The 14,216-nt window shown below is 55.3% G+C and carries 13 protein-coding genes and 1 pseudogene; 9 read left to right on the top strand and 5 right to left on the bottom strand.

All coding sequences use genetic code 11. From position 1 onward, the window contains the following. The first annotated feature begins 16 nt into the window (after window positions 1–16). The 5 genes and pseudogenes from AC2FFH_RS19405 to AC2FFH_RS19385 all read left to right on the top strand — a co-directional run bounded on the left by AC2FFH_RS19405 (window position 17) and on the right by AC2FFH_RS19385 (window position 4,618). Window positions 17–523: a tripartite tricarboxylate transporter TctB family protein gene (locus AC2FFH_RS19405; protein ID WP_496845120.1), complete on the top strand. Its 507-nt coding sequence runs from the start codon at window positions 17–19 to the stop codon at window positions 521–523. Between the two features lie 16 nt (window positions 524–539). Continuing rightward, entirely contained in the window at window positions 540–2,045 is a 1,506-nt protein-coding gene (locus AC2FFH_RS19400; protein ID WP_496723089.1) for a tripartite tricarboxylate transporter permease, read from the top strand. A gap of 3 nt (window positions 2,046–2,048) precedes the next feature. Continuing rightward, entirely contained in the window at window positions 2,049–3,857 is a 1,809-nt protein-coding gene (locus AC2FFH_RS19395) for a metallophosphoesterase family protein (protein ID WP_496845119.1), read from the top strand. A 150-nt stretch (window positions 3,858–4,007) separates the two neighbouring features. Continuing rightward, window positions 4,008–4,208: pseudogene (locus tag AC2FFH_RS19390) on the top strand (sulfatase-like hydrolase/transferase); the annotation flags it as partial. 227 nt (window positions 4,209–4,435) lie between these two features. Next, on the top strand, window positions 4,436–4,618 hold the full coding sequence (locus tag AC2FFH_RS19385) for a hypothetical protein (protein ID WP_496845118.1): 183 nt from the start codon (window positions 4,436–4,438) through the stop codon (window positions 4,616–4,618). A 48-nt stretch (window positions 4,619–4,666) separates the two neighbouring features. Here AC2FFH_RS19385 and AC2FFH_RS19380 read toward each other — a convergent pair whose 3' ends face one another. From AC2FFH_RS19380 to ugpB, 5 genes are all read right to left on the bottom strand, one after another. Continuing rightward, a complete protein-coding gene (locus AC2FFH_RS19380) occupies window positions 4,667–5,611 on the bottom strand; it encodes a glycerophosphodiester phosphodiesterase family protein (RefSeq protein WP_496769214.1) in 945 nt (314 codons plus the stop codon). Further along, the gene (gene ugpC, locus AC2FFH_RS19375) at window positions 5,611–6,666 is read right to left on the bottom strand and encodes a sn-glycerol-3-phosphate ABC transporter ATP-binding protein UgpC (RefSeq protein ID WP_496769216.1); all 1,056 of its coding nucleotides are present in this window, start codon (window positions 6,664–6,666) and stop codon (window positions 5,611–5,613) included. The genes AC2FFH_RS19380 and ugpC overlap by 1 nt, the downstream gene beginning before the upstream one ends. A 3-nt stretch (window positions 6,667–6,669) precedes the next feature. Further along, a complete protein-coding gene (ugpE, locus tag AC2FFH_RS19370; RefSeq protein WP_496769325.1) occupies window positions 6,670–7,506 on the bottom strand; it encodes a sn-glycerol-3-phosphate ABC transporter permease UgpE in 837 nt (278 codons plus the stop codon). 20 nt (window positions 7,507–7,526) lie between these two features. Further along, the gene (ugpA, locus tag AC2FFH_RS19365; RefSeq protein WP_170415890.1) at window positions 7,527–8,408 is read right to left on the bottom strand and encodes a sn-glycerol-3-phosphate ABC transporter permease UgpA; all 882 of its coding nucleotides are present in this window, start codon (window positions 8,406–8,408) and stop codon (window positions 7,527–7,529) included. Window positions 8,409–8,469: 61 nt separating this feature from the next. After that, window positions 8,470–9,780: a sn-glycerol-3-phosphate ABC transporter substrate-binding protein UgpB gene (gene ugpB / locus AC2FFH_RS19360; RefSeq protein WP_058277255.1), complete on the bottom strand. Its 1,311-nt coding sequence runs from the start codon at window positions 9,778–9,780 to the stop codon at window positions 8,470–8,472. Window positions 9,781–9,953: 173 nt separating this feature from the next. Between ugpB and AC2FFH_RS19355 the strand changes: the two genes are divergently transcribed. From AC2FFH_RS19355 to AC2FFH_RS19340, 4 genes are all read left to right on the top strand, one after another. Then, window positions 9,954–10,856 (top strand): LysR substrate-binding domain-containing protein, encoded by a 903-nt coding sequence (locus tag AC2FFH_RS19355; protein ID WP_496845117.1) that lies wholly within the window; start codon window positions 9,954–9,956, stop codon window positions 10,854–10,856. A gap of 76 nt (window positions 10,857–10,932) precedes the next feature. After that, on the top strand, window positions 10,933–11,931 hold the full coding sequence (iolG, locus tag AC2FFH_RS19350) for an inositol 2-dehydrogenase (RefSeq protein WP_496845116.1): 999 nt from the start codon (window positions 10,933–10,935) through the stop codon (window positions 11,929–11,931). Window positions 11,932–12,067: 136 nt separating this feature from the next. Continuing rightward, on the top strand, window positions 12,068–13,009 hold the full coding sequence (locus AC2FFH_RS19345) for a sugar ABC transporter substrate-binding protein (RefSeq protein WP_058277254.1): 942 nt from the start codon (window positions 12,068–12,070) through the stop codon (window positions 13,007–13,009). 81 nt (window positions 13,010–13,090) lie between these two features. Beyond that, window positions 13,091–14,215 carry an ABC transporter permease gene (locus AC2FFH_RS19340; RefSeq protein WP_496845115.1) on the top strand — a complete coding sequence of 375 codons (1,125 nt, stop codon included), beginning with the start codon at window positions 13,091–13,093 and terminating at the stop codon, window positions 14,213–14,215. The last annotated feature ends 1 nt before the right edge of the window (window position 14,216 follow it).

The following is a 14,216-nucleotide window of genomic DNA, read 5'->3' as shown; positions in this document are numbered from 1 at the left end:
CCAGGGAGGAAACGAAATGCAATTCACCAAAAGCAGAGACCTTTTGGCCGGGGTCATTTTTTGCGCGGTGGGGCTTGCGGCGATATTCTTGTTTATTCCAAAAGGCGTTGCGGTGCCGGGAAGCGTGAAGATATCGGCGTTGTCTCCGGATTTCTGGCCAAGAATAATCGCCTGGGGGGCAGTGCTCGCATCAGTGGCCCTAATATTGGAAAGCATTTTTCTGCAACAGCCCCCGGCTGATGATGAGGAAGATGCCGAGGCGGCAGCGCAATACAAGTTGGCCACACTCCCGGCGGTGTTGCGCACACTTGTTATGATCGTCGTCCTGTTCGGCTTTTATTTCAGCCTGACGACCCTTGGCATGGTGGTGACATCGGTGTTTCTGATTGCCGCGATGATGCTGTTTTTTGGCGAACGCAAATACGTAATGATCGCCTGTCTGAGCATCGGGGTGCCGGTGTTGCTGTATCTGTTCTTTCGCTATGTCGCCAACGTTCCAATTCCGCTTGGCATGTTTGGGTGAAAAGGAGTCGTAACCTATGGATATCATTCTCGAAGCCTTTTCGATTTTCTTCAGCCTTCAAAACATTCTTGTCGTAGGCATCGGTGTTGCGATTGGGACAGTGATCGGGGCAATCCCCGGCATGACCACGCCGATGGGCGTGGCGCTGGCGCTGCCATTTACGTTCAGCATGCCTCCGGTGGCGGGCATCTTGCTGTTGCTGGGTGTTTACAAAGGCGGCCTTTATGGTGGCTCTCTGACCGCGATCCTGATCAAGACGCCGGGGACGCCGGCGGCATCCTGTACCGTTTTGGATGGCTATCCGCTGACACAGAAAGGGCAAGCACGTAAGGCACTGGACATTGCCCTGTATTCGTCCTGTGTGGCGGATCTGATCTCGAACATTGCGCTGATCCTGTTTGCTGGCGTTCTGGCCAGCTTCGCGCTGCGGTTTGGTCCGCCAGAATTCTTCACGCTGATTGTCTTCTCGCTGACCATCATCGCCGGTGTATCCGGTCCCAGCCTGTCAAAAGGCATCGTATCCGCGTCGCTTGGCCTGATCTTGGCGACAGTCGGTCTGGATCTGATCTATGGCACGGAACGCTTTGTCTTTGGCGACTATCGCCTAATGAGCGGCCTAAGTTTTATACCGGTTCTGATCGGGCTCTTTGCCTTGCCCGAAATCATTGACCGTGCGACGCGACGTGCCCGACCGCCCGGAGCGTCTAAGCAGGAATTGGGCACAGGCGCGACTTTTGCCGAGTTCAAGCGCGTGCTGAAGTCCGTTGTGCGCGGCAGTATCTTTGGCGTTATCCTGGGTGCAATTCCCGGGATCGGGGGTGCGCCAGCAGCGTTTCTGTCCTATTCCGAGGCGCGCCGGAACTCGAAGAACCCGGAAAACTTCGGTAAGGGTGAAATCGAGGGCATTGCCGCCGCTGAGGCGGGCAACAACGGGGTTGCCGGTGCAACCATGATCCCGTTGCTTGCTCTGGGTGTCCCGGGCGATGTGATTACGGCGGTTATTCTGGGTGCTTTCATGATCCACGGCTTGCGCCCTGGTCCGCTGATGTTCGACCAGAACCTGCCAATGATCTACGCCTTGTTCATGGGCATCCTGCTCAGCTCGGCCTATTTGTTTGTGGTCGGCAAAGTCGCGATCAAGTTCTTCAGCCGGGTCGCAACGGTGCCGAACAGAATCCTGTACCCCATCGTTTTCGTACTGTGCGTCTACGGTGCCTATGCGGTGAACAACACACTGTTTGATGTCTTCATCATGCTGTCGATGGGGCTGGTCGGTTATTTGATGCTTAAGCTGGATGTTCCAGTGGCACCTTTCCTTATCGCCTTTGTGCTGGGGCCGTTGCTTGAAGACAACTTCCGACAATCGCTTTTGATCTCTGATGGTGATCCGACGATCTTCTTCCGCAATGCGATCTGTATTGTCTTCTGGGGTCTGACTGCACTGTCGGTATTTGTCCTGATCCGCAGTCGGATCGAGGCGGCACGCACTGGCAAGGCGTCAGTCTTGACCACGGGCGGCTGAGCGATGGCCATTCCACAAAATACACATCTCGGCGAGCGGGTTTTTTCGTTCGCCGTGATCTCCGATACACATGTCAATGTCGATGAAGACAGCTGCAATTCACCCTTCCCTGTAAACGCGCGCGCGAATCGCAGGTTCCGGCACGTGGTGTCCGACCTCAACCAACGTGACATCGACTTTGTTCTGCATCTGGGTGATCTGGTGCACCCCGTTCCCGAATCCGGACCGATATACAGTCAGGCCGCCGACGCATTTCGCAGGATAGCCTCGGAGCTTTCGGTGCCGATCTATTTCACACCGGGAAACCACGATATCGGGGATACACCCGTCTCGGGTGCCCCTGCCGCCCCGACCACGCCGCCGATGATCGCGGCCTGGACGCAGGAGTTCGGGCCGCAATACCAAAGCATTGTCCATAAGGGCATCACATTTGTGATGTTCAATGCCCAACTGCTCAATTCGGGCCTGCCCGAGGAAGCAGAGCAACGCCAATGGGTTGAGACCACTTTGAAACAGACAACTGGGCGCATTGTCTTAGCCTATCATCACCCGGCCTATATCTGCACGCCAGATGAGTCTCCGCATTACGACAACACAGATCCTCCGGGCCGAGAGTGGCTGCTTGGATTGCTCAAGACACACAAAGTGGATCTGATGTTCTGCGGTCATGCCCACAACTTCTGGTATGACCGCGTGTTGGGGACTGACTATTACCTTGCGCCCGCAACCAGTTTCGTGCGGCAGGACTACAGTGAAATGCTGCGCGCTGCGCCGCCGGAAGGTACCGAGTATGGTCGGGATGACCGGGGAAAGCTTGGCTACTTTGTCGTCAATATCTACGAAAATGGGCATACGGTTCAGATCGTCAGAACGCAGGGGGCAGAGCAGGGGGCCGAACAAGAGGCTGCACTGGCATGTCCGGCAGGGCCAACCCCATTGGAAAACAAGCGTCCATCCATCGGTTTCGACCTGCGGGCCAACTGGGCTGAAATCAGCGAAATCGCCCCGTCCGGCGGATTGGATGAGTTTGACCGCAAATTGGCCCGAAATGACTATCCGCTGCTGGCCCTGATTGAGATGGGTGTCCGCGATATCAGAATACCCATGTCCGACATCCGACGCCCCGATCGCGTCGACAGGCTGCGGGCGCTGCACGGTTTGGGTGTCCGCCCGACCTTGTTCAGCTTTGGTGCCCCGACGGAGGCCGATGTTGGGTTGGCCCAATCGTTGTACGGAGTCCTTACGGGTTGGGAGATCACCATCGATTGGGATAAGTATGAAGACTGTCTACCTGCAATTTCGGTTGCGCAGGCGTTCACAGGGCTGCCGATTTATCTGTCCCGGATGAGGTCCAAAGATGATCTGGCAGCTGGATCAGTGTACTACCATGTGATCAATCACGGTTTTTCCGCATCTGATACCGGTATGCTGGACACATTGGCCGCCCATCGGGACAAGGGGATATCGGGGGCTGTTTTCCGGCTTGGTTCTGATCAGGATGTGCCGTCGGGCTTGGCCGAGATCAATGCGGTTACATCGGCACGGTGTCTGCAAGCCTCGGTACATTTCAAATGCGGTGCCGCGAACCCGGCTGAACCTGCGACGGACCGGAAGAACCTGCTTGGACGTATCGAACAGGTGTTGGCGTTTTCTGAACGGCCTTCATCGCTACGGGTGTATTGCGATACGCTTGCGGATGTGGATCGCGGTTACTTCGCAAGAGTTGGCGCAATTGATCCCTGTGGCAATCCGACAGATGTATCCCGCCGCATTGCCGCCCATCACAAGATGCGGTTGCGTTCGGAACAATGACGTATCTGTTTAGAAGCATTTGAGCTGACCTTTGCGGGCCATGTGCGCATATGAGCTATGCCTTTAGGTCTCGGGTCTGAAATCTTCCTTGCTATACGTCAAAGGCACCCGAACAGGTCCGTCTGAGGTGCATAGCCAAACCGACGATACGTGGTGATCTATATGTCCGATCATGGCATGGCTTCAGGCGAACATGGCTTTTGGGGTCATGGCGAAGATAGCCGGCCGTCAAATACGCATTGCGAGGCCAGCCACATCCCGATGATCATCAAATCACAGCACGCGCCGCGCCGTGGACAGGTTTGCGATCATCTGGTTGGGGCAACGGACATCATTGCCACGATGCTTGATTACACAGGCGCTAAACCATTGGAGCGAGAGAAAGCCACGCGCGTACGATGCGGCCTCTGCTTGAACAGGATACGGCGGATTGGGCCGATGAGATTTTCATGGAGCAGGAGGAAATTCGCTCGACCCGAACCTGCCGATGGAACTTCATGCGCCGCTTTTAGCCCACCTCTTTTGGATTTGGACATACGCTCTTTGATTTGGCGAATGACCCTGATGAACGTGTGAACATGGCAGATGATCCGGAATATGCGTCTGTTGTGAAAGAGCTTTGTGCTCGGTTGGATCAGCAGTGGGGGCCATATTCGGATCCGAAATGGGCCCTTTGGAATGTGGGGCATGTCAAATCGAACTCGCCCCGATCTTTCCTATGGCGTGAGGTCTGGGGAGAGGATTGGACACCCGGCTTTTAAAGTCCGGACAGGACAGTGCCCTTTGCATTCATGCAAATTCTGGCTGTCCTATCGCGCGGTATTCCACCTGATGCCGAAATCCGAAAGATGTCTTTGAACTCGTCCGGGATAATCCGACACGATTGAATCCACACCAAGATTGATCATCCTGTCTATGTCGTCGGGTTCGTTGACTGTCCACACTGCAACACACAGGCCCAACGATTTTGCATGATCAACATTTTCTGCGGTCACATCTGCAAAGTACGGGCACCAAAGCCCACCACCCGCTTCCTTGACCAACTTTGGAATTTCATCGCGACGGCCACGAAAGTCCGGACAAACTGTTTTTGATGAGTCCTCGCCCACATCGGCTGCGTTCTCTGGAAGCTGCGTCAGGTACGAAGACGGCATATCGGGGGCCTGTCGCTGACATTCTTCCAATAGAGTCCAGTCAAAACTGTGCAGAACCGCACGCGATGACAATTTCTTGGCGCGAACGTCTTGAAGAACCCGCCCGACAAAATTCTCTCTGTAGGGCGTATCATGGGCCAGATCGGGATCTGACTTTAGTTCGAGCATCAGACAGGCATCGCTGTATTTTGGGTCATCGACCAATTCCAGCAGGTTCATCAGCGTTGGAACACGAACACCATCCATTTGGGCCTGGTCTGGAAAGCGACGACCATAAGCCGAATGCCCGTCCAACCGCCCGATGTCGAATTGCTGAATCTGTTCGACGGTCAACGAGGAAACCTTTGGCTCTTCTCCCACCAAAAATCGACCATTGGCGTCACGAAATGTCGGTGCGTGCAGTCGGTGGTTGTGGGTTATGACCGGAACGTCATCTGCCGTAAGCACGACGTCAAATTCCAGGAGCGGGACGCCGATGGACAGCGAAAAGTCAAAGCCGATCATGCTGTTTTCAGGCAGAACGCCGCGTGCGCCGCGATGACCCACAACCCGGATCAGGTTTTCACCGCCACGAAAGGCTTCAACCTGTGGAAACGTCATCAGTTTTGCAGCCTTTCACCGGTTGAATGGTCAAACAGGTGCATATTCTCTGAGGCGATCGAAAACCGCATGTTCGGATGCTGGCCTTCGATTGGGTGGACACCCGGAAGGCTTATCGTAATCGCGCTGCCAGTGCCTATGAGTTGGCCATGCAATAGTGTGTTTGCCCCCAACGGTTCCGCAATCTGAATCGTAGCTTCCAGCGGACCGTTTTCATCCAACAACAGATGCTCTGGCCGCATGCCCAATTTTACCTCGATATCAGGCCCCTGGGATGCACCGATCTCAATTTCTCCGATCTTGACCATCCCGTTTTCACGTCGGGCATCAAACACATTCATCGCAGGGCTGCCAATAAACTGCGCTGCGAACAGAGTTCTGGGTGTTTCGTAAACTTCCAGTGGCGTTCCAATCTGCTCGGCGATACCGCCATTCATCACGATCATCCTGTCCGCCATTGTCATGGCCTCGACCTGGTCGTGCGTAACGTACAGGGAGGTGACTCCAAGCTTTTCCTGAAGCTCTCGGATCTCCAGGCGCATCTGAACACGCAGCTTGGCATCGAGGTTCGAGAGCGGCTCATCAAACAGGAAGACAGCTGGTTCGCGGACAATGGCACGGCCCATGGCCACCCTTTGGCGTTGACCGCCCGACAGCTGTCTGGGCTTACGATCCAGCAAGGGTTCCAACTGCAATAGCTTGGCCGCGGCAGTCACCTTTTGATCGATCTGATCTTTGGGAAGTCCGGCAATCTTCAGGCCGTAACCCATGTTCTGACGCACGGACATGTGCGGGTAGAGCGCATAGTTCTGGAACACCATCGCGATGTCCCGATCCATTGGCTCTTTGTCGTTGGCCCGTTCCTCGCCGATCCGGATTTCCCCGTACGTAACCGTTTCCAACCCTGCCACCATTCGCAGCAGCGTGGATTTACCGCAGCCCGAGGGGCCGACGATCACGATGAACTCTCCGTCTGCGATATCGACATCAATACCGTGGATCACATCCGTCGGGCCAAAGCTTTTTTTGACATTTTCAAGTGTTACTGTTGCCATTTCTTACTTCTCGCTATCGACAAGGCCGCGGACAAAGAGCTTTTGCATCGACACCACCACGATGACCGGAGGGATCATTGCCAGAATTGAGGTCGCCATAATTGTGGGCCAATGCGCAAAATCATCACCCGATGGGAACATCTGTTTGATGCCCATCACGATGGTGTTCATTTCAGGGTCTGTCGTGATCAGCAGCGGCCACAGGTATTGGTTCCAGCCGTAGATAAACAGGATTACAAACAGCGCCGCGATATTGGTTCGACTCATGGGCACTAAAATGTCGATGAAGAACCGCATCGGTCGCGCGCCATCCACGCGGGCAGCTTCGGCCAGTTCATCAGGGATGGTCAGGAAGAACTGACGGAATAGAAACGTTGCCGTGGCGGAGGCAATCAGGGGAAAGATCAGACCGTAGTAACTGTTGAGCATGCCAAACCCGGCCACAACCTCGAATGTTGGAACGATCCGCACTTCGACCGGCAGCATCAGGGTCAGAAAAATCAACCAAAAGAACGTCGTGCGGCCGGGAAACTTGAAGTAGACAATCGCAAAAGCGGACAGTAGCGAGATGATGATTTTGCCCACCGCGATGCCAATGGCCATCACCAGACTGTTGAACAGCATCGTCGCAACCGGCACGTTTACCCCTGAGAACAGCGCCGCTTTGTAGTTCACCCAGAACTGATCACCCGGCACCACGGGCATGGGCGGCGAGACGATGTCGGCCTGGGTCACGGTCGAGGCCACAAAGGCCAGCCAGATCGGGAAGAAGATTATCAAAACGCCAAGGATCATGAACGCATGGGTCAACCAGATGCCCGCACCGCGTTTCTCGACCATTCCGTGTTGTTGGGCCGCCATCAGTAATGCACCCTCTTTTCCACGTATTTGAATTGGATCACGGTCAGCAGGCCGACCACGATCAGCAGAATGACCGATTGCGCCGAGGATGAGCCAAGGTCTTGCCCGACAAACCCGTCTGAGAAGACCTTGTAGACAAGAATTGTAGTCGCCTGTTGCGGGCCGCCGCCGGTGATTGTGTGGATAACGCCGAAGGTTTCAAAGAAGGCGTAAACAACGTTGACTACCAGCAAGAAGAAGGCTGTCGGAGATAGCAGCGGCAACACTATTGTGAAGAACCGGCGCCAGAAATGCGCGCCGTCAATTGCCGCCGCTTCGATGACCGAGCGGGGAACGGATTGCAGCGCTGCAAAGAAGAACAGGAAGTTATAGCTGATGCGGCCCCAGGCCGAGGCGACAACAACCAACCCCATAGCTTCGGTGTCGTTCAGGACATGGTTCCAGTCATAGCCAAGCTGGCTGAGATACCATGACACCACACCAACGCGTGTATTGAACATGAACAGCCAAAGCACACCGGCCACAGCGGGGGCCACGGCATAGGGCCAGATCAGCAATGTGCGATAAACACCCGAACCTTTAATGAGCCTGTCCGCGATAACTGCCAGAAATAGCGCCGGAATCATTGAACAGAGCGTCACAAGCGTCGAAAACACGGCGGTTGTGACGAAAGATGCGCGATAATACTTGTCGCTCAGCAGGAACTCAAAGTTGCCAAGCCCCACAAACTGCGACGACAGACCGAACGGGTCGGGAATGAACAGGGACTGCCACACCGCCTGACCGGCGGGATAAAAGAAGAAGACGGCGGAAATGATGACCTGTGGGGCGATCAGCGCCAATGGCAATAGCCAGCCGCGAAAGGTGACGCGTTTTTCCATCCTGAAAGTCCACTGGAGAATGACTATGCGGGCCCGAGAAGGGCCCGCATGAAGTTATGACTTATTGATTGGCGGATTCGAAGCGGCGCAGCAGCGCGTCACCACGTTCCTTCGCGCTATCCATCGCTTCCTGAGCAGTTTTCTCACCGGCCCAGACGGCCTCAAGCTCTTCGTCGATGATACCGCGGATCTGGTCGAATGACCCCAGACGCAGACCTTTGGAATTCGCGGTCGGCTCTTTCGCGGTCATCTGGATCACTGCGATGTCGGTGCCGGGGTTTTCGTCATAAAAACCTGCCGCACGGGTCGCATCACCCGCTTCGGCCGTGATCGGAAGGTATCCGGTGTTCTGGTGCCAGGCCGACTGCACATCAGACGATGACAGGAAGCTCAGAAACTCTCCGACGCCCTTGTACTCCTCAGGGTCATGACCTTCCATTACCCAAAGGGATGCGCCACCGATAATGGTGTTCTGCGGCTCACTTGTGACGGCTTCCCAGTAGGGCAGCGGGCGGACGTCAAAGTCGAATTCGGCCTCTGCCTTGATGCCCGCGTAACCTGCCGAACTTTCAGTGAACAATGCGCATTCGCCTGACCGGAAGTTCGCACCACCTTCGTTTCTGCGACCGGTGTAGATGAACTTGCCATCCTTGGCCCAGTCACCCATCGCGGTCAGGTGTGCCACCTGCGCTGGACCGTTCAGCATCAGTTCGGTATCCAGACCGGCAAAACCGTTGTCCTGAGACGCGAATGGAACGTCGTGATAGGCCGACATGTTTTCAAGATGGATCCAGCTTTGCCATGCGGTGACCAGCGGGCAGTCTTCGCCCCCGGCCTTGAGCTGTTCAAGTACGTCTCCAACTTTTTCCCAAGTGGACAGATCCGTGTCTGGATCAACGCCTGCCGCTTCGAACGCATCGCGGTTGACCCACAGAACCGGTGTGGATGAGTTGAAGGGCAGCGAAAGCATGTCCCCGTCAGTGGTCGTATAGTATCCTTTGACGGCACCGATATATGCGTCGGGATCAAAAGACGCGCCACTTTCAGCCATCACTTCGTAGACCGGTCGGATCGCACCTTCGGCTGACATCATAGTTGCCGTGCCGACCTCGAATACCATCAGGATTTGCGGCTGCTCACCGGCGCGGAAGGCAGCAATGCCTGCGTTCAGGGTTTCCGAGTAGTTGCCCTTGTGGCTTTCAACCACGACATACTCGTCCTGACTGGCGTTGAATTCTTCCACTTGGGCTTTGACAAGCTCACCAAGGCGGCCGGTAAAGGCGTGCCAGAACTGAACCTCGGTTTGTGCCATTGCCGCCACTGGGGACAATGCAGTTGTTACGGCGAGAGCGCCGAGAAAATTCTTTTTCATGATTCCTCCCATGCATCAGGTTCGATGCTTCGTTGAATACCGACCGCAACGGGTAAACGGCACACATGACGATTTCACGACGTTAACGTTACAGAAATATAATTCAAGCCCAATTTACTGGATAAAAAAATAACATAGTGTTATGAGGCGAGGGCGGCAGATTGGGATCGGTAATGAGTCAAATTCTTAGGGTCCGGCAGTTAGAAGCCCTTATGGCTGTCACCACCAACGGCTCTGTCACGGCGGCAGCGGCCGACCTGGGGGTGAGCCAGCCAGCCGTCAGCAGGTTGCTTTCGGATCTTGAAAAGTCACTTGGGTTTCAGCTTTTCGATCGTCGCGAAGGCCGGTTGGTGCCAACGCAGGAGGTTCGGTATCTTTTGCCCAGCGTCGAGCGTGTGCTCGAACTTATGCGCCAGATCTCTGACGTCAGCCAGGACATCACACAGCGCAAAGCGGGTCATATCCGTGTTGCATGCCTGCCCGGTTTCGCCACCAGCCATTTGCCCGACGTTGTCGCCAGATTCTTGAAAGATCGGCCCGGCGTCACTTTGACGATTGAACCTGACAGACCCGAGCGCATTCTCGAATGGATGATCGGCGAGCAGTATGATTTCGGGATCACAGACAGCTTTAACGGTCACCCCGCCGTCGAAAGCTGGGATATCGAGGTCCGGACGGTTTGTGTGTTCGCCACCGGAAGTGAATTGGAAAACCTCACCGAGGTTACTCCGACGGACCTCGTAAACCGCAAAATTATCCACACGCGACGCGACAGCGACTTTTTTGGACGGCTCTCAAAAGCGTTTCAAAGTGCCAACGTGGAATTGAATTCCCATATTGAAGTCAGGCAGTTCACGGCGGCATGTGAATTGGCCGTGAAAGGCGTTGGCGTTTCCGTCGTGAGCGAACTGGACGCCGTCCAATACGCAGCCCACGGGTTAAGCTATCGACCGTTCAAGCCATTTCTGCCGCATACTCTTTCTCTTGTTCGACCAATTTTGAAGCAACCTTCACTGGTGACTCTGGAATTCATCGAACAGTTCCGAGATAGCCTTGAGCCTTTCAAGGCAGAATAGGGCGGTCGAAATTAAATGTTGCAACCGGTTGCAAAAATATTGATTGTGTCACCTGAGAATTGATTCGGGGGACCGTATGTTGAAGATCGGATTGCTGGGGGCCGGACGTATTGGTCGCGTGCATGCGGAAGCGATTTCGGCACACCCCAAAACCGAATTGACAGCTATTTCAGACGCGGTGAATGATGCCGCTGTCGGATTGGCTGCTGAGTACGGAGCCAGGGTGCAAAGCTCTGACGAGATTATCGGTGATTCCACCATTGATGCGGTTCTGATAGCAACGCCTACCGATACGCATTCCGATCTGATCGAAGCGGCAACGCAGGCCGGCAAAGCGGTCCTGTGCGAAAAACCCGTCGATCTGAACCTTGAGCGAGCAAAAATTTGCCAAAAAGCCGCGGGCGCGACTGGTCAACCGGTCATGCTTGGCTTCAACCGTCGCTTCGACCCAAATTTCCAGACGCTGAAAGCCGCCTATGATGCGGGCGAGGTCGGTAAATCTGAACTATTGTCCATTACGTCGTTTGATCCGGCGCCGCCTCCGGTAAGTTATGTCAAGGTATCAGGCGGGTTGTTCCGGGACATGATGATCCATGATTTTGACATGGCCAACTACCTGACGGGACAAATTCCTGTCACCATTTCAGCCGTGGGAACCTCGGTCGTCGATCCGGAAATAGGGCAGGCCGGTGACGTGGATACGGCTGTGGTAACAATGACTTATCCGGATGGCAGTCTGGCCGTGATCAAGAACTCGCGGCGGGCAGCATACGGGTATGATCAACGGGTCGAACTACTAGGCTCAAAAGGTCTTTTGCAGGCGCATAATGTCCTTGAGAACTCAGTTGTTAAATCAACAGCCGACGGCGTGACCGGAGCGAAGCCAACATACTTCTTTCTTGAACGCTACATGGCCGCTTATCGCGCCGAATGGGATGCGTTTACGCGCGCCATTCAGTCCGGCTCGGACGTGCCGGTAACACTTGAGGATGGTGTCGCGGCGTTGGCGATGGCCGAAGCTGCAACGCGCTCGGCGCAGTCCGAAAGGCCCGTTGCGATGGAGGAAGTTTTTTGAAACCGGTTGCAAAATGATCGGATATCCGGAAACTGAAGGAAGCCCGATCACCGATCGGAGCAGACGAGATTCGGTTTAGCCGAATGGCCGGGCGGACCCGGCACCAAGATTGAATTTTCTATTGGGAGGAATGGAAATGAAAAAAATCGTAAAAGGTGTGCTGATGGCCAGCGCAGTCGCATTTGCCGGCGCCACAGGTGTTGCGGCGGAAGGCGAGAAATATATTCTGGTCAGCCATGCTCCGGACAGTGACAGCTGGTGGAACACCATCAAGAACGGTATTGCCCTGGCGGGCGATCAGATGGGTGTTGAGGTTGAATATCGCAACCCGCCCACCGGTGACCTTGCCGACATGGCGCGGATTATCGATCAAGCCGCCGCTTCGGGACCCAATGGTATCATCACCACGCTTGCCGACCCGGACATTCTGGAAGGTCCGATCAAAGCCGCCGTGGATTCCGGTATCGACGTCATCATCATGAACACCGGCACGCCGGAAAAGGCGCGCGAAGTTGGTGCGCTGATGTATGTCGGACAGCCGGAATATGACGCTGGATTGGCTGCTGGCCAGCGCGCCAAAGGCGATGGCATCAGCTCGTTCCTGTGCGTGAACCACTACATCGTGCAGCCATCCAGCCAAGAACGCTGTCAGGGCTTTGCAGACGGTCTGGGCATCGAACTGGGCGAGCAGATGATCGACGCAGGACAAGATCCGGCCGAGATCAAGAACCGCGTTCTGGCATACCTGTCGGCAAACCCCGACACTGACGCCGTTTTGACACTTGGCCCGACTTCGGCTGACCCGACCATTCTGGCACTGGAAGAAAATGGCATGGCCGGTGACATCTACTTCGGCACCTTCGATCTGGGTGGCGAAATCGTCAAAGGCATCAAAAGCGGCGTGATCCAGTGGGGCATCGACCAACAGCCTTTCCTGCAGGCCTACCTGCCAGTTGTCGTGATGACAAACTACCACCGTTACGGCGTTCTGCCGGGCAACAACATCAACTCTGGCCCCGGTTTTGTGACCGCTGACGGGTTGGAAAAGATCGAAGAGTTCGCGGGCGAATACCGCTGACCTTCAAAACGGTGCGGACGCATGACGTGTGTCCGCACCACCTGATGCAAGCATTCAGACGAACGCGCCAAGGAGGCAACAATGGCTGAGTCAGCGCAATCCACAGTCGGCGGCGACGAGCGGGTAAAAGAGATCTCACCCCTGCGCCAGGCCCTGATACGCCCCGAATTGGGCGGAATGGTCGGCACAGTCGCGGTGTTCACGTTTTTCCTGCTGTTCGCTTTTGACAGCGGCATGTTCACCAGCCAGGGCGTGATGAACTGGTCCGTGGTTTCCGCGCAGTTCATGATCATCGCTGTTGGTGCCTGTTTGCTTATGATTGCGGGCGAGTTTGACCTTTCTGTCGGCTCAATGATCGGGTTCGCAGGCATGATGATCGCGATTTTCTCGGTTACTCTTAGCTGGCCGGTCTGGATTGCTATTATGGTGACCTTTGTACTTTGCGTCTCGATTGGGGCCCTGAACGGCTTTATCGTCGTGCGCACCGGGTTGCCAAGTTTTATCGTAACGCTGGCCTTCCTGTTCATTCTGCGTGGCTTTACCATTTTCCTGCCGCAAACCATCGAGCGGAAGACCATCATTGGCGGCATCCGGGATGTGGCCGAAGGTGACTGGCTGGCATCGATGTTTGGCGGCAAGATTGGGCAGGGCTTTTTCGTCTGGCTGGGCGATAATGGCATTATAGAAACTTTCGAACGCGGTACGCGCGAGGGTCAGCCGGTGGTTGATGGGATCCCGATGCTGATCATTTGGGCCATCTTGATTATCATCTTCGGCCATGTGCTTCTGACCAAAACAAAGTTTGGCAACTGGATCTTCGCCTCTGGCGGTGACGCTGAGGCCGCGCGAAACTCGGGCGTTCCGGTGAACAGAGTCAAAGTTCTGATGTTCATGTTCACCGCCTTCTGCGCGACGGTTTTTGCGACCTGTCAGGTGATGGAATTCGGTTCCGCCGGTGCGGATCGCGGGTTGCTGAAGGAATTCGAGGCCATCATCGCCGTGGTGATTGGCGGCGCGCTGTTGACCGGCGGATACGGCTCGGTTTTGGGTGCGGCCCTTGGGGCGCTGATCTTTGGCGTGGTGCAGCAGGGGCTGTTCTTTGCCGGGGTCGAAAGCTCTCTGTTCCGGGTGTTCCTGGGTGTGATCCTGCTGGGTGCCGTGATTCTGAACACCTACATTCGTCGCATCATCACAGGAGAACGCTGAG

It is taken from the genome of Ruegeria sp. YTSC003 (assembly GCF_059609785.1).
Note: the sequence above shows the minus strand (reverse complement) of the source record. Positions and strands in the feature narration are given on the sequence as shown.